Source organism: Enterobacter cloacae complex sp. ECL414, assembly GCF_021869685.1.
GTDB classification, from domain to species: Bacteria; Pseudomonadota; Gammaproteobacteria; order Enterobacterales; family Enterobacteriaceae; genus Enterobacter; species Enterobacter kobei.
In genome coordinates, this window is sequence record NZ_CP091481.1 from 1,945,109 (window position 1) to 1,968,773 (window position 23,665).

The 23,665-nt window shown below is 58.3% G+C and carries 19 protein-coding genes and 1 other RNA gene; 5 read left to right on the forward strand and 15 right to left on the reverse strand.

The genetic code is table 11. The annotated features are described in order from the left end of the window. The first annotated feature begins 32 nt into the window (after positions 1 to 32). Entirely contained in the window at positions 33 to 1,475 is a 1,443-nt protein-coding gene (gene selO / locus L3068_RS09170; protein WP_117581553.1) for a protein adenylyltransferase SelO, read from the forward strand. A gap of 44 nt (positions 1,476 to 1,519) precedes the next feature. Here selO and L3068_RS09175 read toward each other — a convergent pair whose 3' ends face one another. From L3068_RS09175 to L3068_RS09195, 5 genes are read right to left on the reverse strand one after another with little or no spacing between them, the layout of a single operon-like run. After that, positions 1,520 to 2,290, reverse strand: a complete 771-nt coding sequence (locus tag L3068_RS09175; protein ID WP_023332776.1) for a 3-hydroxybutyrate dehydrogenase — start codon at positions 2,288 to 2,290, stop codon at positions 1,520 to 1,522. A gap of 10 nt (positions 2,291 to 2,300) precedes the next feature. Next, on the reverse strand, positions 2,301 to 3,692 hold the full coding sequence (locus L3068_RS09180) for a GntP family permease (protein ID WP_045135064.1): 1,392 nt from the start codon (positions 3,690 to 3,692) through the stop codon (positions 2,301 to 2,303). A gap of 44 nt (positions 3,693 to 3,736) precedes the next feature. After that, positions 3,737 to 4,918 (reverse strand): acetyl-CoA C-acetyltransferase, encoded by a 1,182-nt coding sequence (locus tag L3068_RS09185; RefSeq protein ID WP_071922314.1) that lies wholly within the window; start codon positions 4,916 to 4,918, stop codon positions 3,737 to 3,739. A gap of 9 nt (positions 4,919 to 4,927) precedes the next feature. Then, positions 4,928 to 5,584, reverse strand: a complete 657-nt coding sequence (locus L3068_RS09190) for a 3-oxoacid CoA-transferase subunit B (RefSeq protein WP_014883500.1) — start codon at positions 5,582 to 5,584, stop codon at positions 4,928 to 4,930. Positions 5,585 to 5,586: 2 nt separating this feature from the next. Further along, positions 5,587 to 6,294 (reverse strand): CoA transferase subunit A, encoded by a 708-nt coding sequence (locus L3068_RS09195; protein ID WP_014883501.1) that lies wholly within the window; start codon positions 6,292 to 6,294, stop codon positions 5,587 to 5,589. 140 nt (positions 6,295 to 6,434) lie between these two features. Between L3068_RS09195 and L3068_RS09200 the strand changes: the two genes are divergently transcribed. Beyond that, positions 6,435 to 7,358 (forward strand): LysR family transcriptional regulator, encoded by a 924-nt coding sequence (locus L3068_RS09200; RefSeq protein WP_045135067.1) that lies wholly within the window; start codon positions 6,435 to 6,437, stop codon positions 7,356 to 7,358. Here the strand turns inward: L3068_RS09200 and L3068_RS09205 are convergent. From L3068_RS09205 to ppsR, 8 genes are all read right to left on the reverse strand, one after another. Beyond that, positions 7,325 to 8,104, reverse strand: coding sequence for a heme ABC transporter ATP-binding protein (locus L3068_RS09205; protein ID WP_071922313.1), 780 nt, complete (start codon positions 8,102 to 8,104; stop codon positions 7,325 to 7,327). The two genes, L3068_RS09200 and L3068_RS09205, sit on opposite strands and share 34 nt — an antisense overlap. Then, on the reverse strand, positions 8,097 to 9,089 hold the full coding sequence (locus L3068_RS09210; protein WP_071922312.1) for a FecCD family ABC transporter permease: 993 nt from the start codon (positions 9,087 to 9,089) through the stop codon (positions 8,097 to 8,099). The genes L3068_RS09205 and L3068_RS09210 overlap by 8 nt, the downstream gene beginning before the upstream one ends. Beyond that, positions 9,089 to 9,910 carry a heme/hemin ABC transporter substrate-binding protein gene (locus tag L3068_RS09215; protein ID WP_117581551.1) on the reverse strand — a complete coding sequence of 274 codons (822 nt, stop codon included), beginning with the start codon at positions 9,908 to 9,910 and terminating at the stop codon, positions 9,089 to 9,091. The genes L3068_RS09210 and L3068_RS09215 overlap by 1 nt, the downstream gene beginning before the upstream one ends. Next, complete coding sequence (locus tag L3068_RS09220) at positions 9,907 to 10,935, reverse strand: hemin-degrading factor (protein WP_058690484.1); 1,029 nt, start codon at positions 10,933 to 10,935, stop codon at positions 9,907 to 9,909. Before L3068_RS09220 ends, L3068_RS09215 begins: the two co-directional genes overlap by 4 nt. A 35-nt stretch (positions 10,936 to 10,970) precedes the next feature. Next, complete coding sequence (locus tag L3068_RS09225) at positions 10,971 to 12,953, reverse strand: TonB-dependent hemoglobin/transferrin/lactoferrin family receptor (RefSeq protein WP_117581549.1); 1,983 nt, start codon at positions 12,951 to 12,953, stop codon at positions 10,971 to 10,973. A gap of 72 nt (positions 12,954 to 13,025) precedes the next feature. After that, positions 13,026 to 13,220 carry a hemin uptake protein HemP gene (gene hemP, locus L3068_RS09230; RefSeq protein WP_087529213.1) on the reverse strand — a complete coding sequence of 65 codons (195 nt, stop codon included), beginning with the start codon at positions 13,218 to 13,220 and terminating at the stop codon, positions 13,026 to 13,028. A gap of 208 nt (positions 13,221 to 13,428) precedes the next feature. Next, a complete protein-coding gene (gene aroH / locus L3068_RS09235; protein ID WP_014883509.1) occupies positions 13,429 to 14,475 on the reverse strand; it encodes a 3-deoxy-7-phosphoheptulonate synthase AroH in 1,047 nt (348 codons plus the stop codon). Positions 14,476 to 14,627: 152 nt separating this feature from the next. Next, the gene (ppsR, locus tag L3068_RS09240; protein WP_014883510.1) at positions 14,628 to 15,461 is read right to left on the reverse strand and encodes a posphoenolpyruvate synthetase regulatory kinase/phosphorylase PpsR; all 834 of its coding nucleotides are present in this window, start codon (positions 15,459 to 15,461) and stop codon (positions 14,628 to 14,630) included. A gap of 335 nt (positions 15,462 to 15,796) precedes the next feature. Here ppsR and ppsA point away from each other — a divergent pair, with 335 nt between their 5' ends. From ppsA to L3068_RS09255, 3 genes are all read left to right on the forward strand, one after another. Beyond that, positions 15,797 to 18,175 (forward strand): phosphoenolpyruvate synthase, encoded by a 2,379-nt coding sequence (gene ppsA / locus L3068_RS09245; protein WP_014883511.1) that lies wholly within the window; start codon positions 15,797 to 15,799, stop codon positions 18,173 to 18,175. Between the two features lie 233 nt (positions 18,176 to 18,408). Beyond that, complete coding sequence (locus L3068_RS09250) at positions 18,409 to 19,809, forward strand: MFS transporter (RefSeq protein ID WP_014883512.1); 1,401 nt, start codon at positions 18,409 to 18,411, stop codon at positions 19,807 to 19,809. A gap of 3 nt (positions 19,810 to 19,812) precedes the next feature. Beyond that, complete coding sequence (locus L3068_RS09255) at positions 19,813 to 22,188, forward strand: glycoside hydrolase family 3 N-terminal domain-containing protein (RefSeq protein ID WP_117581547.1); 2,376 nt, start codon at positions 19,813 to 19,815, stop codon at positions 22,186 to 22,188. A 5-nt stretch (positions 22,189 to 22,193) separates the two neighbouring features. Here the strand turns inward: L3068_RS09255 and rprA are convergent. Together rprA and ydiK are read right to left on the reverse strand one after the other, a co-directional pair. Further along, positions 22,194 to 22,301, reverse strand: an RNA gene (gene rprA, locus L3068_RS09260) — antisense sRNA RprA. Positions 22,302 to 22,510: 209 nt separating this feature from the next. Beyond that, a complete protein-coding gene (gene ydiK / locus L3068_RS09265) occupies positions 22,511 to 23,626 on the reverse strand; it encodes an AI-2E family transporter YdiK (RefSeq protein ID WP_014883514.1) in 1,116 nt (371 codons plus the stop codon). Positions 23,627 to 23,665: the final 39 nt, after the last annotated feature.

Sequence of the window (23,665 nt, forward strand, 5' to 3'; positions counted from 1 at the left end):
GCAAACCCTCTACACTAAAAGCAGGAGGACTTATGACCCTGTCTTTTACTGCACACTGGCATGACGAGTTGCCTGGCTTTTACACCGCACTCAAACCCACACCGTTACACAATTCACGTCTTATCTGGCACAACGACCGGCTGGCCGATGAACTGGCCGTTCCGCCTGAGATGTTTAAGCCTTCCGGGGGCGCGGGCGTCTGGGGAGGCGAAACGCTTCTGCCCGGTATGCAACCTCTTGCCCAGGTCTATAGCGGACACCAGTTTGGCGTCTGGGCGGGACAGCTGGGCGACGGCAGGGGGATCCTGCTGGGCGAACAACAGCTTTCCAACGGAGAGACGGTTGACTGGCATCTGAAAGGTGCAGGTCTTACCCCTTATTCTCGGATGGGCGATGGCCGCGCAGTATTACGTTCAACAATACGTGAATGCCTGGCATCTGAAGCCATGCATGCTCTGGGGATCCCCACCACGCGCGCGCTGTCGATTGTCACCAGCGACACGCCGGTTATGCGCGAAACGGTAGAAAAAGGGGCGATGCTGATGCGTATCGCACAAAGCCATCTGCGCTTTGGCCATTTTGAGCACTTTTACTATCGTCGTGAGACGGACAAGGTTCGTCAGCTCGCGGACTACGCTATTCGCCGCCATTGGGCGCATTTGCAGGATGAGGCTGATAAATACGTTCTCTGGTTCCGGGACGTGGTCGCCCGTACCGCCAGGATGATTGCTCGCTGGCAAACGGTGGGCTTTGCGCATGGGGTAATGAACACTGACAACATGTCGCTCCTCGGGCTGACCTTTGATTATGGGCCGTTTGGTTTTCTGGATGATTATCAGCCGGGGTATATCTGCAACCACTCTGACTATCAGGGACGTTACAGTTTTGACAACCAGCCAGCGGTTGGGCTATGGAACCTGCAGCGGTTTGCGCAAACATTGTCGCCGTTTATGGATGTCGATGCCCTGAATGATACTCTCGACAGCTATCAGGACGTTTTGCTGCGAGAATATGGCACGCTGATGCGCAACAAGCTGGGGCTGATGACCCAGGAGAAAGGGGATAACGAGATCCTGAACGATCTGTTTGCACTGATGGCGCGTGAGGGGAGTGATTATACCCGCACTTTCCGGATGCTGGGCCAGACGGAGCAGCACAGTGCTGCCTCGCCGCTGCGCGACGAGTTTATTGACAGGCAGGCCTTTGACGACTGGTTTGCACGTTACCGCTCCCGCTTGCAGCAGGAACAGGTCGATGACGCCGCCCGTCAGACGCAGATGAACGCGACGAATCCCGCGATGGTGTTGCGCAACTGGCTGGCGCAGCGGGCGATTGAACAGGCAGAGCAGGGAGAGTATGACGAGTTGCACCGTCTGCACCTGGCGTTGCGCACGCCGTTTGCCGACCGGGATGATGACTATATCAGCCGCCCGCCAGACTGGGGCAAACGGCTGGAAGTGAGTTGCTCAAGCTAAACATTTCTGGCCGTGTAGCGGCTTCGCCTTACCCGGCCAGAAACTCACTGTGCCACCCAGCCGCCATCCATATTCCACGCGGCGCCGCGAACGTTAACGGCGCTGTCGCTGCATAAAAACAGCGCCAGTTCGCCCAACTGCTCCGGGGTGACAAATTCACCTGAAGGCTGCTTTTCCCCGAGAAGCTGGTCTTGCGCCAGTTCCGGCGGGACGCCATCCGCGATGCGCTTATCGATTTGCTGTTGTACCAGCGGGGTCAGTACCCACCCCGGGCAGAGGGCATTGGCGGTCACGCCGGTGCGTGCGGTTTCCAGCGCCAGGGATTTGGTAAAGCCCACCACGCCATGCTTGGCGGCAACGTAGGCGGACTTCTCTTTCGACGCAACCAGCCCGTGAACGGAGGCGATATTAATGATGCGTCCCCAGTTTTGTTCACGCATGGCGGGCAACGCCAGCCGGCTGGTGTGAAACACCGCAGAAAGGTTAATGGCGATAATGTCGTTCCATTTCTCCACCGGGAAGGTCTCCACCGGAGCCACATGCTGTATCCCGGCATTGTTAACAAGAATATCCACGCCGCCAAACTGCGATTCGGCGTAGCGCATCATGGCTTCAATCTGCAACACGTCACGCAGGTCGGCATCGTGGTAGCCCGGCTTTTTGCCCAGTTGTGCAATTTCTTCTCGCGCTGAGCCGCTGTCACCGAAACCGTTGAGAATTAACTGCGCCCCTGATTTCGCCAGCACGCGAGCGATCCCCAGGCCAATGCCGCTTGTCGAGCCGGTCACCAGGGCGATTTTACCGTTCAGATTCATTTTTCTCTCCTTACACAATGCCGGTCAGATAGAACACGGCAATGACAAAAAGCACTGCCAGGCTTTTAATGATAGTGATAGCGAAAATGCCGCCGTAGGCCTGACGATGGCTCAGGCCGGTGATGGCCAGCAAGGTAATCACCGCCCCGTTATGGGGAAGCGTATCCATCCCGCCGCTTGCCATTGACGCCACGCGGTGCAACACCTCAAGCGGGATATTGGCCGCGTGGGCGGCAGCAACAAAGGTGTCCGCCATGGCCGCAAGGGCAATACTCATTCCGCCGGACGCTGAGCCGGTGATCCCGGCGAGAACGGTCACGCTGATGGCTTCGTTCAGCAACGGGTTCGGGATGGCAGACAGCGCTTTAGATAACACCAGAAAACCGGGCAGGGCGGCGATAACCGCGCCGAAACCGTATTCGGACGCGGTATTCATCGCCGCGAGGATGGCGCCGCTCACCGCCGTTCGGCTGCCTTCTGCCAGACGTCCCCGGATATTGCGAAAACCAAAAATCAACACCAGCACAATACCGGAGAGCAGCGCCGCCTCCACGGCCCAGATGGCGGTGATCTTGCTCACCTCGGTCACAATCGGTTTCGCCAGTCCTGGCAGGGTAAGCTCATGACTCGTACCGTACCAGCCGGGGATCCAGCGGGTAAACAGCAGGTTCAATATACCCACGACCAGCAGCGGGGAGAGAGCAATCAGCGGATGCGGGAGATGAATATTGTCCGGCGTTTCAGGTTCGTTTTTCAGGTCCGTGCCATAACCTTCATTGTTATTGATCGCCTTACGCCGCTGCCGCTCCAGCCAGAGCAGGCCAAAGAAGATAATAAACAGAGAGCCGATAAGACCCAGCCACGGGGCCGCCCAGGCGTTAGTGCCAAAGAAGCTGGTGGGAATAATGTTCTGGATTTGCGGCGTGCCGGGCAGGGCGTCCATGGTAAACGAGAACGCCCCCAGCGCCACGGTAGCGGGGATTAACCGTTTAGGAATGCCGCTCTGGCGGAACAGTTCGGCGGCAAACGGGTACACCGCAAATGCCACCACGAACAGCGACACGCCGCCGTAGGTTAACAGCGCACACACCAGGACTATCACGGGGATAGCGTGCCGACGACCGAGGATCTGGATCGCGGCGGCAACGATGGATCGTGAAAAACCGGAAAGCTCAATCAGCTTGCCAAACACCGCCCCCAGCAGGAACACCGGGAAATAGAGTTTAACGAAGCCGACCATCTTTTCCATAAACAGGCCAGTAAACGTCGGGCCGACGGCACCCGGATCGGTCAGCAGCACGGCACCAAGCGCCGCAATCGGCGCAAACAAAATCACGCTGTATCCGCGGTAGGCCGCCAGCATCAGTAATCCCAGCGCCGCCAGGGCTATTAACACACTCATTACGACTCCTCACTTTAATTATTATTCGGGTACCAACGAGAGGTTTAACGCTCAACGGTCAGGGCAATGCCTTGTCCGCCGCCAACGCACAGGGTGGCAAGTCCCTTTGTTACCCCCCGGCGCTGCATTTCATGGAGCAGGGTCACCAGGATGCGACAGCCGGATGCGCCAATCGGATGGCCCAGGGCGATGGCGCCACCGTTAACGTTGACGTTCTGTTCATCCCAGCCAAGCTCTTTGCCCACCGCCAGTGCCTGTGCGGCAAAGGCTTCGTTGGCTTCAATGAGATCGACGTCGTCGAGCGTCCAGCCCGCCCGCGCCAGCGCCGTCCGGCAGGCGCTGACCGGGCCGATGCCCATCACCGACGGATCAACGCCTGTCACGGCGTAACTCACAATGTGGCCAAGAACAGGTAACCCGCTTTCCCGCGCCTTTTCCTCGCTCATCAGCAGTACCGCGGCGGCACCATCGTTAAGGGTGGAGGCGTTCCCGGCCGTGATCGTGCCCTCGTCATGCAAAAATGCGGGGCGAAGCTGTGCAAGCTGCCCGGCGGTGGTTTCCGGGCGTGGCTGTTCATCATGGCGGACAATCTGTGGCGCACGTTTGCCCTGTTTCACCGTCACTGGCGCTATTTCGGCGTCAAACCGACCAGTCTCAATGGCGGACGCTGCCTTTTGCTGTGACCGGAAGGCGAAGGCATCCTGTTGCTCGCGGGAAATGCCGTACTCACGGGCGACGTTTTCCGCAGTGATGCCCATGTGGTAATCGTTGAAGGCGTCCCACAGGCCGTCGGTGATCATGCTGTCCTGCAGGCCCGTATGCCCAAAACGCAGCCCTGAACGTGCGCCATCCAGCAGATACGGGGCGTTACTCATGCTCTCCTGGCCGCCAGCGATAACCACGTCTGCGTCACCGCAGCGGATTGCCTGGGCGGCGAGCTGTACCGCTTTCAACCCCGCGCCGCACACCAGATTGACCGTTGTCGCCGGGGTGCTGACGGGTAATCCGGCAGTGATGGCCGTCTGGCGGGCGGGGTTTTGTCCACACCCGGCCGTCAGCACCTGACCGAAAACCAGTTCGTCTATTTGCTCTGGGTGAAGGCCGCTGCTCTCCAGCAGACGCTGTACCGTGACGGCACCCAGCTCAATGGCTGAAAGGGGCGAGAGCGAACCGCGAAAACTGCCAATGGGGGTTCGCGTTGCCCCGACAATCATGACCTTTTTCATGTTGAGTCCTCAGTTGAAGCGCATCTCGCGAACGTCGTCCGCCACAATGATTTTTCCGGCCGTTTTACGGACAATCTCGTCGATACCGACACCCGGGGCGTACTCCCGCAGGATGAACGCGCCGTCCGCTATCTCCAGCAACGCGAGATCGGTCAGGACCCGACGGATGCAGCCCACACCGGTGAGCGGCAGCGTGCAGCGCGGCAGCAGTTTGGAGTCACCGTTTTTTGCAGCGTGGGTCATCACCACAATGATGTTCTGCGCCCCGGCAACGAGATCCATCGCGCCACCCATCCCTTTCACCATCTTTCCGGGGATCATCCACGAGGCAATGTTGCCCTCGACATCGACTTCAAATGCGCCCAGCACGGTCAGATCCACATGGCCGCCGCGGATCATGGCAAACGACTGGGCCGAGTCGAAAATGGCCGCGCCGGTCCGCGCAGTGACCGTCTGTTTTCCGGCGTTGATCATGTCGGCATCAAGGCTCTGCTCATCGGGAAAAGCCCCCATTCCGAGCAGACCGTTTTCCGACTGCAGCATCACGTCCATTTCCGGGGGAATATAATTCGCCACCAGCGTAGGGATGCCGATCCCCAGGTTGACGTAATACCCGTCGCGCAGTTCGCGGGCGACGCGCATCGCCATCTGTTCTCGGGTTAACATCGTCAGACTCCTTGCGCGCGCAGCGTGCGCTGTTCAATGCGTTTTTCAAACTGGCCGACAATCAGCCTGTCGACGTAAATTCCCGGCGTATGAATAGCCGACGGAGGAAGTTCACCCGGCGGAACAATCTCTTCCACCTCCACAACCGTGATTCGGCCCGCCGTTGCCATCAGTGGATTAAAATTTTGCGCGGTATGGCGATAGATAACGTTGCCGTACCAGTCCGCTTTCCAGCCCTTAACCAGCGCGAAATCACCGGTAATGGCCTCTTCAAGAATGTAATTTTTACCGCCAAACTGGCGCACATCTTTGCCCGCTGCCACGGGGGTGCCATAACCGGTAGCCGTATAAAACGCCGGAATACCGGCCCCGCCCGCGCGGACCTTTTCTGCCAGCGTCCCCTGCGGAGTAAGTTCGATTGCCAGTTCCCCGCTCAGTACCTGCTGCTCAAACAGCGCGTTCTCGCCGACGTAAGACGCCACCACTTTGCGAACCTGGCGCGTTTCGAGCAGTATCCCCAGACCGAAACCATCCACGCCGCAGTTGTTTGACACGACCGTCAGATCTTTCACCTGACGGCGTCGAACCTCTGCAATCAGGTTCTCAGGAATACCGCACAGCCCGAAGCCGCCCGCCAGCAAGGTCATGCCGTCCGTCAGCCCATCCAGCGCCTGCGCATAGCTGCTGACGCGCTTATCCAGTCCTGCCATAGTCATCCCTCCCGTTAACCGTGCCGGTATCATTAGGGGTGGCGACTCATTTGTTAATTTTGAATTTGTGACCTACTCATTTGGATTTCTTATTAATTTCCTGTTAACTAAATTTTTTCAATTAGTTAACAGGATGAAAAATGAGAATGAGTGTCAAACAGTTACGCGCGTTTTTAGCGGTAGCTCACACTCTCAATTTCGCGCACGCCAGCGAACGCTTAAATCTTTCCCAGCCAGCGCTGAGCCTGACGATTAAAAGCCTGGAAGATGCGCTCGGTGGGCCGCTGTTGCAGCGGAGCACGCGCAAGGTTGCCCTCACGCAGGAGGGAGAAACATTTCTGCCGATGGCGCGGCAGCTGCTGGCCGACTGGGATAACGTGGAAGAGGCAATGCACCAGTGCTTTACGCTCCAGCGCGGCAAAATCTCGGTCGCGGCGATGCCGTCGTTTGCCGCCAACGTTTTACCGGAAGTGCTGAAAGCGTTTCGCGATCGCCATGCCGGGGTTAACGTCACCGTGCATGATGTCATCAACGAGCAGGTGATTGAGATGGTGCGGGAAGGGCGGGTTGAGATGGGAATAGCTTTTGAGCCGGCACCCACGCATAACCTGCTGTTTACGCCGCTGGGGCTGGACAGGTTTGTCGCCATTGTGCCGAAAGATTCCGCGCTTGCGGGAAAAAAACGCCTGGCATGGGAGGAGTTGCTGACGCTGGATTTCATCACCCTGCAGCGCCCTTCGGCGGTACGTCTGATGATGGAGGAGGAGCTGGCGCGGAGCGGCAGAAAGCTGGACGTGGCGCTGGAGAGTCATCAACTGGTGACGGTAGGGCGCATGGTCGCCAGCGGGCTGGGTGGCAGCGCCGTGCCGGCGCTCTGCGAGGCGCAGATGGCTTCCCTGGGGGCGGTCTGTATTCCGCTGGATAACCCGCCCATTGAAAAGTGCATCGGGGTGATCCATCCCGGGCACACGCAGCTCTCTAAAGCGGCGCATGCCCTGCTGGAAACGCTGAAGGATTTTTACCACCCCGCTCAGGGAGCGAGGAACACCTGCGGCACGGCATGAGCCGGATGGCTGCCGACCAGCACCTGCGCGCCATACCAGCGCGCCAGCGTCCCGGCCTGCAAAACGTCCTCCGGTGCCCCCCGGGAGACCAGCCTGCCGTTATGCAGCAGCAGGATACGATCCGCCCACAGTGCCGCCAGATTAAGATCGTGCAGAACCACGCAGACGTGGAGATGCCCCCGACGGGTCAGGGTTTTCATCAGGCGCAGCAGATGTTGCTGGTGGAAGAGATCCAGTGCGGAGGTCGGTTCATCAAGAAACAGCCAGCCGCGCGGGGCGCCGTCGCACCAGAGTTGGGCCAGCGCCCGAGCGAGCTGGATCCGTTGCTGCTCGCCTCCGGAGAGTGCCGAATAGCGTCTGCCCGCCAGGGGTAAACAGCCTGTGATCGCCATGACCTCCTCAACCACTGACGTCTCAGGGGAGCGCGTCCAGGGCGCGCGCCCCATACCGACCACGGCTTCCACCGGCCAGTCGAATCCGGGCTGCGTATTTTGACGCATCACTGCCCGGTAGCGGGCGAGGGTCTCCGTTGGCCAGTCCGCAAGCGGCGTGCCTGCCAGACTGCACCGCCCGCTTGCGGGTGTGAGATAGCCGGTCAGCAGCCGTAATAATGTCGATTTCCCGGCACCGTTAGGGCCAATCAACGCGACCAGCTCACCCTGAGATAAGGTCAGTGATACATCGTCGATCAGCGTCCGTTGCCCGGCGTGAAAGACCAGGTTTTCCGCACAATAGCGTTCAGCCATGCGCACCTCCACGACGAAAGATAAGCCACAGGAACCACGGCGCACCGAGAAGGCTGGTCAACAACCCGACGGGCATTTCCGCCGGGGGGACCAGAGTGCGCGCCAGCGTATCGGCAGCCAGCAGCAGTAACGCTCCGGCCAGCACCGAGCCGGGGATCGCGGCCCGGTGGTCGGCCCCCAGCCACATACGCATCAGGTGTGGGACTACAAGGCCAACAAAGCCAATCACGCCGCTGATGGCCACCGCCGCAGCGACCAGCAGGGCGCTGCACAGCAGCAGGATCCGCTGTACCCGGGCAACATCCACCCCGAGATAGTGCGCCTCTTCATCACCCAGCTGCAGCAAATTGAGTGGACCAGCCAGCCGCCAGATAATCAGAACCGCAGGCACCATCAGCGAGGTCACCGCAAGCAGGGTGGACCACTGCGCCTGCCCGAGGCTGCCCATTCCCCAGAGCGAAAGCTGGCGAAGCTGCGCATCGTTGCTAAGCCAGGAAAGGAGACCGACGGCCGCGCCGCACAGGGCGTTGATGGCGATCCCCACCAGCAGTAAACGGGACAGGGAACCGTGACGCTGCTGGCTGAGCAGGAAGATCACAACGGTTGCAGCCAGCGCGCCGAGGAATGCCGCAACCATCGGGGCGTAAAGCATCATCAGGGCCGGCAACGTGACAGGAATAACCACCCACATCGCGACCGCCAGCGCCGCGCCGCTGCTGATCCCAAGCAAACCCGGGTCTGCCAGCGGGTTGCGGAACAGTCCCTGCATCACGCACCCGGCCAGCGCCAGCGCGCCGCCAATCACCAGCGCCAGCAGTACGCGGGGCAGGCGAATGGTCAGCCAGATCTGACGCATCGCCTCATCGCTGCCGTTCCACAGCAGGCTGACCGGCAGAGGCAATGCCCCAAAGCCTGTTGCCGTAAGGGTCATGATGCTCAGAATTGCGGCCAGCATCCACAGCGACAGTGCGATCCGCCGGGACATCAGGGCAGTTGCTCCGCTTTAGCACGCAACTGCCGGATGGCTTCCGGCGTGCGCACGCTGAAACCCAGCAGCGCCATGTCATCAATCGCCAGCAGCTGTTTGTGCCGTCCCGCCGGGGTTTGCGCCAGTCCGGGCAGCTTCCACAGATTCGCCTCGCCACCCAGCGCGTTCACGCCGTCCTGCGAAATCACCACCATGTCGGGCTGGCTGGCAATAATCCCTTCCTGCGACAGCGGCTGATACCGCGTGAAACCCTGCATCGCGTTCTGTAACCCGGCGGCACGGATGGCGGCATCGGCGCCGGTTTGCTGTCCGGCGGCCATGGCGGTCATTCCCCCGTGGTTGAGGATAAACAGCACCCGTTTGTTGAGCGGTTCTGCGGGCAGAGCCGCCACCGCCTGACGTAGCGAGCGGCGCAGGCTCTCTCCCTGCGCTTCACGGTGGGTGGCCTCGGCAATAATGCGGATCTTTTCGTCAATGACGCTCAGATCGTTGCGGCCAGGAACGGTAATCACCCTGACGTGACTGCGTTCAACCTGCTTTAGCGCCAGAGACGGCTGCGCCTGGTCGCTGGCCAGCACCAGCGTGGGACGCATGGACAAAATCCCTTCGGCGTTAAGCTGGCGCAAATAGCCCACATCGGGGAGCGCGTTCGCTGCCTGCGGCCACTGGCTGGTACTGTCGCGTGCGACCAGCGAAGAGTCCGCGCCAAGCGCATAAACAATCTCCGTGACGTCGCCGCCAAGGGTGACAATTTTCTCCTGCGCGGCGGCAAACGCCACCAGCGGCAGGGCGGTCAGCAGGGCAAACCACGTTTTCATGCGGCCAGCCCTTTTGGCGTCAGGGCATCAATCTGGCTACGCCACTGGCTCTGCTCCGGCTCGCCTTCCGTACGCTGACCATAGAGTTGGGCAATTTGCGTGCCGTCTGCGGCAAACAGTTCCAGGCTGGTGACGTGACCGTCTGCAGTCGGTTTGCGCGTGACCCAGCTCTCCGCAATCGTCTCCTCCAGCAGATGCAGGGTAAAGGTGGGGTTAAAGATGTTCAGCCAGCCTTTCATCGGCACGACTTTTTCCACCGCGCCGGTGAAGATCTGCACGCAGCCGCGGTTACCCACGAAGATCATGATTTCGTTGCCGTGCTGGCGCGCGGTTTCCAGCAGCAGTGCCAGCGCATTGTTTTCAACCTGGCAGGCGAGGTCGTCGCCCACCAGGCGAAATGCCTGCTGGCGGCTGAGGTTGTGGCGTTTCAGCAGGCCGAAGAACTGGTGCACGTCAGTCATCGCACGCCACGCTTTGTCCACGAGGGCGGCATCTGCATTTTCGGCATGCAGCGGGGCCTCGGCAGCCTTCAGCTCAAGCGATGGGTTATCGGCAAAGATAAAGCGGGTCAACACGTCAGCCCAGGCGGCGAGGTCGGTGTTGTCCGTGGTGTAAACTTTCAGTACGGCATCACCCTGATGATCGAAAAACTGAATGCTCTGCCGCTCGCCGCGTGCGGTGGTTTCGCTGAGGTGAAACGCGCTTGCCCACTGGTTGAGGAACAGGCGCAGATCCAGTCCGCGCGGGTTCAACACCAGCCCGGCGTGGCCGTTCAGGTGCTGATGGGTGAAGCTGCCTGCCTGCTCGTGAACGGCATAGTCGTTGCGGCAGATGCATTTTGTTTCCCCTACGGCTTCAAGCGCGCCTAAGATCTCGCGAATTTCACCGCGCAGTCGCCAGGCATCATGGCCCACGCGCGCAAAGGTCAGTTCTGCTTCACTGAGGTTCATTAACCCTGCAATATCGCGCGCATACTTACCCGGGTTTTCTTCTTTTAGCGCCAGCCAGCGCGTGTAGTGATCCATTGTCTTTTCCTTCTGAATAGTTTCCCCGCGGGGAATTACCACTGATAACTCACAAAAATCTTGCCGTTACGACCGTCCTGCGGAATACCCTGAGGAGACCAGTATTCCTTGTCGAAGGCGTTACCCAGCACCAGCGTGGTGGTGATGCCCTTGAGCTGCTCCTGGCCCTTATAGCTGATGTAGATGTCGTTGACCGCATAGCCCGGCTGTTTGCTGTAACTGCTGCTGACATGGGTTGAACGATCGACAAAGGTGCCGATCCAGCCCACGGAGAAGCCGCTTTGCGCCACCGGAATATCCAGCCTGCTGGTGACGGTGTCCGGGTTGATGCTGGAGATGTACTCGCCGGTATCGGTATCTTTTCCGCGCGTGCGGTTATAGGCCAGATCGAGGTTAAACAGGTCAGCCGAGTATTTTGCCATCACGTCCCAGCCCCAGATTTTGGCGTTCGGAACGTTGTACGACATGGTGGTCGCCGCGGCAAAATTGACGGTGGTGGAGATGTAATCTTTGGCTTTGGTATCGAAATAGCTGGCCTTGAACTCCAGCCCGTCGTTGGCGAGCATCAGGTCGTCAAAGCGCAGGCCAAAACCAAACTCCTGCGTTTCGTTGGTTTCCGGGCGCAGGTTCGGGTTAGGCACCCAGTAGTTAGTGTAGAAACTGCCGATGGAGAAGTGTTTGGCGTCGTTATACATCTCGCCCATGGTCGGGGCGCGGAAGGCCTGAGCGTAAGAGCCAAACAGCATCAGCCAGTCGGTAGGGCTGACGGTTAACCCGGCGCGGGAGGACCACTTGTCGGCATCCACGTCGTCGTAGCCCTCGCTGCTACCCCGATAGTTGTCATAGCGCGTGCCGCCCAGCAGGGTAACGGGCAGATCGCGCAGGGTGATTTCATCCTGCAGCCAGCCGGAGCTAAAGTCGATTTTCGCCTCCGGGAAGCCGGTGGTGGTGCCACCCGGACGTTGTTCCTGACGATAATATTCCCCGCCGTAGGTCAAAAGGTGAGAGGCAAAGGTGTCGCCGAACAGGCGGGTACGGTTTTCTACTTTGCCGCCTTTGGTAGTCTGCTTGCGGAACTCACCGATGCTGTCGATGTTCTGGGCATTTATGCGCGCCTCTGACCAGTAAACTTTTGCATCGGCGTTCAGCCAGTCGTTCCCTTCGGGCGCCAGACGGTAACCCAGCTGTGCATCACGTTGGATGGTGGAGCGGTCGGTGATGGGGTTGCTGCTGGTGGCATCGGGGGTTTGCGGGTTTTTCGGCTCCTGCGCGGCGTTGTTGTAGTAGCGCAGGGAGCCGCTTAACGTCTGAGCCGGGTCGATTTTCCAGCTGCCTTTCGCCAGCATGTTATTAATGGATTCGTCGTTTGGGGCACGCTTGCCGTCGCTCTGGCGGATATCGCCGCGGTCACGGCTGGACCATGACACCAGACCGTCAAGCGTATCGGTGCGGCCATAGGCGCTGGCCCCCATCCCGAGGCTATGATCGCCTGTTGCACCGGTACCAAACACGCGGTAACCGCTGTTTTTGCCCGGTTCCAGGAGATCGCTGGCGTCAACGGTGTCATAGGAAATCACGCCACCCAGCGCACCGCTGCCGTAGAGCAGCGCCGACGGACCGCGCACAACTTCGATACGTTTGATCAGCGCCGGGTCGAGGAACGTGCTGTTGAGGTGTCCGGTGTCGGTACCCTGACGCACGCCGTCAACCAGCACCAGCACGCCGCGTCGGTCATAACCGCGCAGATTAACGTCCTGACCATTGGTGCGGCCGGTGCCGTCCAGCGTCAGGCCTGGCACGTTACGCAGCAGGTCGGCGGCAGAGCTGGCGGTCTGTTTTTCCGGGGCAGCGGCGTCAATCACGCTCACCATCATCGGGGCTTCGAAGGCGCTACGGGCGTTGCCGGTCGCGGTGACGGTTATTTCATCTGCGGCAGCAAACGCGACGCCCGGCAGGGTACTGACAATCGCCAGCGCCAGAAGTGACGGGCGTAAACATGCGGTATGCAGGTGTGGCATAGCAACTCTCCATAAAGAATCGAAAGCGCTGGCTGCCTGGGGGTCACCTGGGTGGCTGGCGAATGTTTTGGTTTATTTTGTGAGGATCAATTTTCCGGCATTCGTCTGGCGCAGCAGGTAGTGCTGGCCGTCATGCTCGATAATCACCCGGCCCTCATCACCCAGCAGGCTTTTGCTGTCGATGCGACGATCGGTGGAGGCAGGGGCAGGGGCGGGCGCTGTGTGTTTGTTTGCTGGCGTTGCCGCGCGGTTATCCGTAGGTGACATAATGTTTATAAATAACAATCAATGTAACAATGATAATCATTATCAATAAACTGCAATTTCACGGCAAGCGTTTTTGTGAAAATAATGTGACGGGATCAAATTTTGGGGGAAGGTGCGGTCTGATGCCCTCACCCCGACCCTCTCCCACAGGGAGAGGGAGAAGGGCACGAACCGTAGGCCGGGTAAGCGCAGCGCCACCCGGCGGGGGTCAGAAGCGCGTATCTATCGCAGACGCCAGCTTTTCCAGCAGCAGTTCGCTGTCTTCCCAGCTCAGGCACGGATCGGTGATTGACTGGCCGTACACCATCTGCTGTCCGGCAACGATTTTCTGCGTGCCTTCCTTGATAAAGCTTTCGGCCATAATACCCGCGATGGCGGTTGAACCGCTGCGGATCTGCTGGCAAATTTCATCGCAAACGTCCAGCTGGCGGCGGTGTTGCTTCTGGCAGTTACCGTGGCTAAAGTCCACCACCAGATGTTCCGGCAGATCGAATTCGGCCAGTGTTTCGCAGGCGGCGGCGATATCGTCGGCATGGTAATTGGGTTTCTTCCCGCCACGCATAATGATGTGCCCGTAAGGGTTACCGCTGGTCTGGTAGATAGTCATATGACCACTTTTATCCGGCGACAGGAACATGTGGCTGGCACGCGAGGCGCGGATTGCGTCAACGGCGATACGGGTGTTGCCATCGGTCCCGTTTTTAAAGCCGACCGGACAGGAGAGGGCGGAGGCCATCTCGCGGTGGATCTGGCTTTCAGTGGTGCGTGCGCCAATCGCGCCCCAGCTGATCAAATCGGCAATAAATTGCCCGGTCACCATATCGAGAAATTCAGTCGCCGTTGGGACGCCCAGCTCGTTGACCTGGAGCAGCAGCTTGCGCGCCAGTTCGATACCGTGATTTACACGATAGCTGCCGTTGAGATCGGGATCGGAAATCAGCCCTTTCCAGCCCACCACGGTACGCGGTTTTTCAAAGTAGGTACGCATCACAATTTCAAGGCGATGCTGATACTTATCCCGCAGCCCCTGAAGGCGTTTGGCATAATCCAGTGCTGCATCCAGATCGTGGATAGAGCAAGGGCCAATCACCACCAGAAGACGCTTATCTTCACCATTGAGGATTTTTTCAATACGTCGGCGGGAGGCCGTAACATGTTCCGCAACCGCGGCGGAAACGGGGTGCCGCTGAGCCAGTTCAGCCGGTGTGACCAGGCTGTCAATGCGCGCCGTGCGGAGTTCGTCGGTTTTATTCATGATTTGTCTCAGAAAATTTTTGCTTCATCGGCAGACTACCGGGAAGTGATGGGCATCACATTAAACCAATCCCTGCTGATTTCAAGTTCGGGGCGATACCGCCCCGTTGTTGCAGAGGATGATACCCGAATCTGAGTTAATGTACTAGCATATTAGTACATGCGACGATTAAGTCCCATGATGTCGAGAATTTTGGTGGCGATCTCTTCTACCGAATAGTTAGTGCTGTTCAGCCACGGGATCTGGTTTTTGCGGTACAGCGCTTCCACTTCGGAGACCTCCATGCGGCACTGGCGCATGGAGGCGTAGCGGCTGTTCTCGCGGCGCTCTTCGCGGATCGCGGCCAGACGCTCCGGGTTAATCGTTAGTCCGAACAGCTTGTGCTGCAGCGGTTTGAGCGCAGCGGGCAGCACCAGGTTATCCATGTCGTCGGCAATAAAGGGGTAGTTGGCGGCGCGAATGCCGAACTGCATCGCCAGATAGAGGCTGGTCGGCGTTTTACCGCAACGCGACACGCCAAGTAAAATCACCTGTGCCTGGTCGAGATTGCGCAGAGAAATACCATCGTCATGCGCCAGGGTGTAGTCGATGGCGGCAATACGCGCATCGTATTTGGTCAGGTTGCCAGGGTTCAGCCCATGGGTACGGTGGGCGATAGGCGTCGGGTCAAGCTTCAGCTCGCTCTGGAGCGGGGCCACCAGCGCCTGGACGATATCCTGGCAGAAGCCCTCGCTTTGCAAAATGATGTGGCGAATTTCGGGGATAACGATGGAGTAGAACACCAGCGGACGGACGCCGGTCTGCTGGTAGATGGCGTCGATCTGATCCTTCACCGCTTTGGCGCGGCTCTCATTTTCCACGAACGGCAGCGTGATGCTGTTAATCGATACGGGGAACTGCGACATGACCGCGTGGCCCAGCACCTCGGCGGTGATCGCCGTACCATCAGAAATATAAAAAACGTGACGATCGACAGCATTATCCATTTTACCCACCCTGAATATCATACGTAATTGTCTGAAAGCATAAATTAAAAAAGTAATTTACACAGCAAAGAACTTATCCTAATTATGAATGAAACACTGTTTTTGATTTTCCTGAAAAGTGGATTTCATTTTTCAAATGGCGACTTTATTTTTGTGGTTAACGGCTGAATATAGAGGAATCATCGGGTTAATCGTTGGTGGGAAACTATCCGAAAAGTTGAAAATTTAAATTGCTTACACGATTCACCGTTTTTTTAGCGCAAATAAATATGCCAGTATAAATACGTAGTCAGGTGTTACTTACTCCGATCAAATATCACAAAAGGATTGTTTCGATGTCCAACAATGGCTCGTCACCGCTGGTGCTTTGGTATAACCAACTCGGCATGAATGATGTAGACAGAGTTGGGGGCAAAAATGCCTCCCTGGGTGAAATGATTACAAATCTGTCCGGTATGGGTGTTTCCGTACCAAACGGGTTTGCCACAACCGCCGATGCGTTTAACCTGTTTTTAGACCAGAGCGGTGTAAACCAGCGCATTTACGACCTGCTGGATAAAACGGATATTGATGATGTGACCGAGCTTGCCAAAGCCGGGGCGCAGATCCGCCAGTGGATCATCGACACACCTTTCCAGCCGGAACTGGAAAAAGCCATTCACGATGCTTACAACCAGCTCTCCGCTGACGATGCGCAGGCCTCCTTTGCCGTGCGTTCTTCCGCAACCGCAGAAGACATGCCGGACGCGTCGTTCGCCGGGCAGCAGGAAACCTTCCTGAACGTTCAGGGCTATGATGCGGTGCTGGTGGCCGTGAAGCACGTATTTGCTTCCCTGTTCAACGACCGCGCCATCTCCTATCGCGTGCACCAGGGCTACGACCATCGCGGCGTCGCGCTCTCCGCTGGCGTCCAGCGCATGGTGCGTTCAGACGTAGGCTCATCCGGCGTGATGTTCTCCATCGATACCGAATCGGGTTTCGACCAGGTGGTGTTCATCACCTCTGCATGGGGTCTGGGTGAGATGGTGGTGCAGGGCGCGGTGAATCCTGACGAATTTTATGTACACAAGCCGACGCTGGCCGCGGGTCGCCCGGCGGTGGTGCGCCGCACCATGGGCTCGAAAAAAATCCGCATGATCTATGCCCCAACCCAGGAGCATGGCAAGCAGGTTAAGATTGAAGATGTGCCGCAGGAGCAGCGCGACCGCTTCTCCCTGACCGACGCCGAAGTGCAGGAACTGGCGAAGCAGGCGGTGCAGATTGAAAAACACTACGGCCGTCCGATGGATATCGAATGGGCGAAAGACGGGAACACCGGCAAGCTGTTTATCGTCCAGGCGCGTCCGGAGACCGTCCGTTCTCGCGGTCAGGTGATGGAGCGTTATACGCTGCACGCCCAGGGCAAAATTGTGGCGGAAGGTCGCGCGATTGGTCACCGCATCGGTGCCGGTCCGGTGAAAGTGATCCACGACATCAGCGAGATGAACCGTATTGAGCCAGGCGATGTACTGGTGACCGACATGACCGACCCGGACTGGGAACCGATCATGAAAAAAGCGGCGGCCATCGTCACCAACCGAGGCGGCCGTACCTGCCATGCGGCGATCATTGCCCGCGAACTGGGTATTCCTGCGGTTGTCGGCTGCGGTGACGCAACCGAACGCATGAAGGACGGACAGAACGTAACCGTCTCCTGTGCCGAAGGCGATACGGGCTACGTGTATGCCGATATCCTCGACTTCAGCGTGAAGAGCTCCAGCGTGGATACCATGCCGGATCTGCCGCTGAAAATTATGATGAACGTCGGTAACCCGGACCGTGCGTTTGACTTCGCCTGCCTGCCGAACGAAGGCGTTGGCCTGGCGCGTCTGGAATTTATCATCAACCGCATGATCGGCGTGCACCCGCGTGCGCTGCTGGAGTTTGACGACCAGGACGCGAAACTGCAGAACGAAATCCGCGAGATGATGAAAGGCTACGACTCGCCGAAAGAGTTCTACGTTGGCCGTCTGACCGAAGGGATCGCCACGCTGGGCGCGGCGTTCTACCCGAAACGCGTGATCGTGCGTCTGTCTGACTTTAAGTCAAACGAATACGCCAACCTGGTCGGCGGTGAGCGCTACGAGCCGGAAGAAGAGAACCCAATGCTGGGCTTCCGCGGCGCCGGACGCTACGTGTCCGACAGCTTCCGCGACTGCTTCGCGCTGGAGTGTGAAGCGGTGAAACGCGTGCGCAACGACATGGGGCTGACCAACGTCGAAATCATGATCCCGTTCGTGCGTACGGTGGATCAGGCGAAAGCGGTAGTGGACGAGCTGGCGCGTCAGGGGCTCAAGCGCGGTGAAAACGGACTGAAGATCATCATGATGTGTGAGATCCCGTCCAACGCCCTGCTGGCCGAGCAGTTCCTCGAACACTTTGACGGCTTCTCTATCGGCTCGAACGACATGACGCAGCTGACGCTGGGCCTGGACCGCGACTCCGGCGTGGTCTCTGAGCTGTTCGATGAGCGTAACGAGGCGGTGAAAGCGCTGCTCTCCATGTCCATCCGTGCGGCGAAGAAACAGGGTAAATACGTCGGGATTTGTGGTCAGGGTCCTTCTGACCATGAAGACTTTGCCGCCTGGCTGATGGAGGAGGGGATTGATAGCCTGTCCCTGAACCCGGACACCGTGGTGCAAACCTGGCTGAGCCTGGCGGAACTGAACAAGTAACGCCAGCATGACCCGAAAAGGCGAGGATATTATTCCTCGCCTTTTTTATTTCATTTCATATTTGCTCCCCATCACAAATAAAGTAAAAAACCAAATATCATAATTTGTCTGTTAATTTAGACAATTGTTAGCGCGCAAAGCGTTGCTAATACTTGAGCCTTACTGCGCATTTCTCTTCAGAAGATGCGCAACTGGTTGAAATACGTTTTAACCTGATAAAAAGGCAAATAACAATGACACTTTCCTCTGTATTGCGTACCAAAGATAAAATAGGTTATGGCTTAGGTGATATGGCCAGCGCGCTGGTCTGGCAAACGGCAACGTTATTTCTTGCTTACTTCTATACGGATGTTTTTGGTTTACCCGCGGCCATTATGGGGACCATGTTTTTAGTGGTGCGCGTGGTTGATGCGTTTGTAGACCCGTGCATTGGCGCACTGGTTGACCGCACCCAGACGCGTCATGGTCGTTTCCGTCCATGGCTGCTGTGGTTTGCCATTCCTTTTGGCGTGAGCTGCCTTATCACCTTCTATGTACCGGACGTCGGGCCGACGGCTAAAATCGTTTATGCCTGCCTGACCTACGCTATCCTGAGCCTGATTTACTCAGCGATTAACGTGCCTTACTGCGCCATGCCGGGCGCACTCACGCTGGACCCGCGCGAGCGTCACTCCCTGCAGTCATGGCGCTTTGGTCTGTCATTTATTGGCGGGTTGATTGTGACGGTTATCGCCTTGCCGCTGGTCTCACTGCTGGGCCAGGGCAACGTGCAGAAAGGCTATTTCTATGCCATGAGCCTGATGGGGCTGCTGGGCATTGTGCTGTTCTTCTGCTGCTTCCTGATGACCCGCGAGCGGTATTCTCCGCGCAATGATACCTCCGGCTCCATGCTCACCGATTTAAAACTGCTGGGCCGCAACAGCCAGTGGCGTATTGTGTTCCTGTTTAATATTTTGCTGCTGACCGCGGTGGTAACGCGCGGCTCCGCCACGATGTATTACGTGAACTATGTGCTGTTGCGCCCGGATCTGGTATTTGCCTTTATTGTTTCCGGAATGGTGGCCTCCTTAAGCGGCGCATTATTATCTGAACGGCTGCTGGGTAAATTTGACCGCGTTCGTGCTTACCAGTGGACGATTATTTCCTTCGTCATTTTCGGCGCGCTGATTTTCTTCCTGCCGCCTTCGCAGGTCTGGCTGATCTTCGGCCTTAACATTGTCTTTAGCTTTATTCAAAACCTCACCACGCCGCTCCAGTGGACCATGTTCTCCGATGTGGTCGACTACGAAGAGCATCGCAGCGGCCGTCGCCTGGACGGGCTGGTCTTCTCCACCGCGCTGTTTGCCATCAAATTTGGCCTGGCGCTCGGCGGGGCGGTGGTGGGCTGGGTACTGGGCATGGTGGATTATGCGCCGGGCCAGGCAGCCCAGACGCCGCACGTGCTGTCGACCATTAACGCGCTTTTCACCCTTATCCCATGCGCGCTCTTCCTCTGCATGGTGGCGCTACTTTCCATCTACAAGCTTAACAGCCGGCTGGTGGATTCCATCGCCCGTGAGCTGGCCAGCAAGCGTGAGGTCAGACCCGAAGCGGGGCAGCTCAGCCCGGCAACCCCTTCCGCACTACAGGAGTAAAACATGACAGCTATCTATAAGGACGCGGGACGTCCCGTGCACGAGCGCGTCGCCGATTTACTGGCGCGTATGACCCCGGAAGAGAAGTTCGCCCAGATGCATGCCTACTGGCTGATCCTCGACGAAAACGGTAACCACCGCGAGCGAAGCGATCTGAGCGACGAATTCGCCGGTGTGAGCGAGCAGGCGTCGCTCGGGGAACGGCTAAAACTGGGCGTCGGGCAGATCACCCGCCCGCTGGGCACCCATATTGTTGACGCAAAAACCGGCGTGCGCGCGGCGAACCGCCTGCAACGTATGATGATGGAAGAGACCCGTCTCGGCATTCCTGCGCTGTTCCACGAGGAGTGTCTGGTAGGACTGCTGTGCAAAGACGCAACGCTGTTCCCGTCCTCGCTGAATTACGGTTCCACCTGGAACCCTGAACTTGTGCAGCGTGCAGCAGAGCAGATTGGCAAAGAGGCGCGCTCTGTGGGCTGCCAGCAGGGGCTGGCCCCGGTACTGGACGTTTCCCGCGACGTGCGCTGGGGGCGCACCGAAGAGACCTTCGGGGAAGATCCGTGGCTGGTGGGGGTGATGGCGACAGCATACGTCAAAGGGTTGCAGAGCGACAAGCGCGATCTGCTGGCGACGCTTAAGCATTACGTGGGTCACTCGTTCAGCGAAGGGGCGCGCAACCATGCTCCGGTCCACCTGGGCTTTAGCGAGCTGAACGACACCTTCCTGCTGCCGTTTGAAATGGCGGTCAAGCTGGCCAATGCCGGTTCGGTGATGCCCGCCTATCATGACATTGATAATCAGCCGGGACACAGTGACAGCTTCCTGTTGACCACCGTGTTGCGTGAGCACTGGGGTTTCGACGGCATCATTGTCGCGGATTATGGCGGCGTCAGCCTGCTGCACCAGCACCATGGCATTTCCCACGATGCGGCGGAATCGGCCGCACTGGCATTTAACGCCGGGCTTGATGTTGAACTGCCGAAAGATGACTGCGCACGACACCTCGCAGAGGCCGTTGAGCGTGGGCTGATTTCCATGGCCAAAGTCGATGAAATCGTGGGGCGCGTGCTGACCGAAAAATTCCGGCTGGGGCTGTTTGAACACCCGTATGCCGACGAAAACGGGATCGATCTGCAAAACGAAGCAACCCGCCAGGTCGCGCGGGACGTGGCGACGCAATCTGTCACGCTTCTGGAAAACAACGGCATTTTGCCCCTCGGTGGAAAACCGCGCGTGGCGCTGGTGGGCCCGACCGCAGACGATCCGCTGGCCCTGCTCAGCGGCTACAGTTTCCCGGTTCACCTGATTATCAGCGATATGGTGGAGGAGACTTCGCAGGTGACGACTCCGCGCGCGGCGCTGGAACATTACCTGGGCGCAGCGAACGTGCGCTACGCCAAAGGGTGTCACATTATCGAAAAACGCATGGCGGGTGCACCTGTCTTCCCTGGCGACAGCGGCGGTAAACCGATGCAGCAGTCACCGGTGTCGCAGAGCACCGCCTTGATCCCCGAGGCGGTAAACGCTGCGCAGCAGAGTGATGTGGTGGTGGCCTGCGTCGGCGACCTCGCTGGGCTGTTCCAGAGCGGCACGGTAGGGGAAGGCTCCGATACCGACTCGCTAAACCTGCCCGGCGTGCAGCAACAGCTACTGGACGCGCTGGTGGCAACCGGAAAACCGGTCATCGTTGTCATGACCGGCGGGCGTCCCTACAACCTGCAGGGGCTGGAGGATAAGGTCGCGGCGTTGATGATGGCATGGGCGCCAGGGCAGGAAGGTGGCTGGGCGATTGCGGACGTGCTAACCGGTCGCGCCGAGCCGCAGGGGCGCCTGGTGGTGAGCGTGCCGAAAAGCGCCGGCGCGATGCCGTATTACTACAATCACAAGCTGAAAAGCGGCGGGACGCCGTTCGCGTTCCACTTCGGTGCACGTTATCCGTTTGGTTTCGGTCTCGGCTGGACGCAATTTAGCTGGGGAGCCGCGAAGGTAGCAGCAGCGAGCGTGCCAGTCGACGGCGAGGTGGTCATCAGTCTGGATGTCACCAATAACGGCGAACGCAGCGGCAGCGAAGTGGTGCAGGTTTACGTCAGGGATAAGGTCGCCACGCAGGTACGACCGCTCCAGGAGCTGAAGGCCTTCCAGCGCGTCACGCTCTCGCCGGGGGAGACCGCCACGCTGAACTTTACGTTGCCGGTGGAGATGTTTAATTTCACCCGTCGTGATGGCAAGCGCATTGTTGAGCCGGGTGAGTTTGAACTGCAGATTGGCGCATCGTCGGCGGACATCCGTGAGATCGTGTCGGTCAACGTCACCGGGGAGACGCGGGTTGTACCTGCTGAATGGCGGATGATCAGTACCTGTGAAGTGACACGCGCGTAGGCAGGATAAAAAAAAGCCCATCGTGGGAGATGGGCAAAGACTACACACAGCAATTCGTTGTTTCACTCAGGGGATTTCCATGCTTATAAATCAAGGTGTTGATCTATAACCGTGAGCTAATAGTAGGCATGTGCGCTTTTAGCGTCGATCAGATTCGTCTCAATAGTTAAAGAGAAGTAAAGATTTCTTGAGGTTTATAGCAGACTTACTGTTGAAAGGGCGGGTCTGACCAGTGTACAACGAATAAATACTTTAGCAGCGTTTAAGTATTATGGGGAAGAATGTAGGCCGGGTAAGCGTTAGCGCCACCCGGCAACAAAACTTAATGCGTGTTCTTCTCTTCCAGCTCTTCCAGTTCGCCCAGAATCACGTCCGGGTCAGTTTCCGGCGGTGGAATTTCATGCACCCAGGCGGAGAACAGACGCCAGGTCACGGCGAGCAGTACCGGGCCAATAAACAGGCCAATCATTCCGAAGGCAATCAACCCACCGATCACCCCGGAGAGGATCAGAATCAGCGGCAGGTCTGCGCCCATGCGGATGAGGATGGGACGAATCACGTTATCCATGGTGCCGACCACGCAACTCCACACCAGCAGAACCGTTCCCCACGTGGTGTCACCTGTCCAGTAAAGCCAGATAATGCTGGGAACCAGCACCAGTAAGGGGCCCAGTTGCGCAAGACAGGTCATCAGCATGACAACGGTAAAGACGGTCGCGTACGGGACGCCGGAAATCGCCAGGCCGATACCGCCCAGCACCGCCTGCACCAGGGCCGTTACCACCACGCCAAGCGCCACGGCGCGCACGGCCTGTGCCGCCAGCAGCACGGCGGCATCGCCGCGTTTGCCCGCCAGTCGGGTGGCAAAGTGACGTACGCCTAACGCCACCTGCTCACCGCGCCAGTAGAGCAGGGCGCTGAACAGCAGCATCAGAGTACAGTGCATCATAAAGCGACCAATATGGGCCGCCTGACCCACAAACCAGGTGGTGGTGGTGCCAATATACGGACGCACTTTCGCCATCAGCGCGCTGCCGCCCATCTCCAGCAGGCTGTGCCAGCCGCTATAGAGTTTGGCACCCACAACAGGGATGCTGTTCAGCCAGGCGAGATCCGGCAGCGTCAAATCGCCACTGGTAACGGCACGAATCACCGGACCACTGGAGTCCACCAGGCTATTAACCAGCAAGGCAATCGGAATAATAAACAGCAGGAACAACAGTAGCGTCATCACCAGTACGGCGAGACCGCGACGGCCGAACAGCAGTTTCTGCAAACGCAGCAGCAAAGGCCAGGTAGCCACCACAACGGTTCCGGCCCAGGCGAAGCCGAGAATAAAGGGTTGAACGATCCACAAGCAGGCAATAATCATGAGGGCCAGGAACAGCACCGACAGCAAAATTTGCGCAACATCCCTGGGCTGGCGAACATTGACCATAAATAAAACTTTCCTTAAAAGAACGCCAGTATGGCTGGC

Bases quoted from the DNA above. Each gene is read 5' to 3' on its own strand.
- selO (WP_117581553.1), top strand. From the start codon at position 33: ATGACCCTGTCTTTTACTGCACACTGGCATGACGAGTTGCCTGGCTTT.
- L3068_RS09175 (WP_023332776.1), bottom strand. From the start codon at position 2,290: ATGAATCTGAACGGTAAAATCGCCCTGGTGACCGGCTCGACAAGCGGC.
- L3068_RS09180 (WP_045135064.1), bottom strand. From the start codon at position 3,692: ATGAGTGTGTTAATAGCCCTGGCGGCGCTGGGATTACTGATGCTGGCG.
- L3068_RS09185 (WP_071922314.1), bottom strand. From the start codon at position 4,918: ATGAAAAAGGTCATGATTGTCGGGGCAACGCGAACCCCCATTGGCAGT.
- L3068_RS09190 (WP_014883500.1), bottom strand. From the start codon at position 5,584: ATGTTAACCCGAGAACAGATGGCGATGCGCGTCGCCCGCGAACTGCGC.
- L3068_RS09195 (WP_014883501.1), bottom strand. From the start codon at position 6,294: ATGGCAGGACTGGATAAGCGCGTCAGCAGCTATGCGCAGGCGCTGGAT.
- L3068_RS09200 (WP_045135067.1), top strand. From the start codon at position 6,435: ATGAGAATGAGTGTCAAACAGTTACGCGCGTTTTTAGCGGTAGCTCAC.
- L3068_RS09205 (WP_071922313.1), bottom strand. From the start codon at position 8,104: ATGGCTGAACGCTATTGTGCGGAAAACCTGGTCTTTCACGCCGGGCAA.
- L3068_RS09210 (WP_071922312.1), bottom strand. From the start codon at position 9,089: ATGTCCCGGCGGATCGCACTGTCGCTGTGGATGCTGGCCGCAATTCTG.
- L3068_RS09215 (WP_117581551.1), bottom strand. From the start codon at position 9,910: ATGAAAACGTGGTTTGCCCTGCTGACCGCCCTGCCGCTGGTGGCGTTT.
- L3068_RS09220 (WP_058690484.1), bottom strand. From the start codon at position 10,935: ATGGATCACTACACGCGCTGGCTGGCGCTAAAAGAAGAAAACCCGGGT.
- L3068_RS09225 (WP_117581549.1), bottom strand. From the start codon at position 12,953: ATGCCACACCTGCATACCGCATGTTTACGCCCGTCACTTCTGGCGCTG.
- hemP (WP_087529213.1), bottom strand. From the start codon at position 13,220: ATGTCACCTACGGATAACCGCGCGGCAACGCCAGCAAACAAACACACA.
- aroH (WP_014883509.1), bottom strand. From the start codon at position 14,475: ATGAATAAAACCGACGAACTCCGCACGGCGCGCATTGACAGCCTGGTC.
- ppsR (WP_014883510.1), bottom strand. From the start codon at position 15,461: ATGGATAATGCTGTCGATCGTCACGTTTTTTATATTTCTGATGGTACG.
- ppsA (WP_014883511.1), top strand. From the start codon at position 15,797: ATGTCCAACAATGGCTCGTCACCGCTGGTGCTTTGGTATAACCAACTC.
- L3068_RS09250 (WP_014883512.1), top strand. From the start codon at position 18,409: ATGACACTTTCCTCTGTATTGCGTACCAAAGATAAAATAGGTTATGGC.
- L3068_RS09255 (WP_117581547.1), top strand. From the start codon at position 19,813: ATGACAGCTATCTATAAGGACGCGGGACGTCCCGTGCACGAGCGCGTC.
- ydiK (WP_014883514.1), bottom strand. From the start codon at position 23,626: ATGGTCAATGTTCGCCAGCCCAGGGATGTTGCGCAAATTTTGCTGTCG.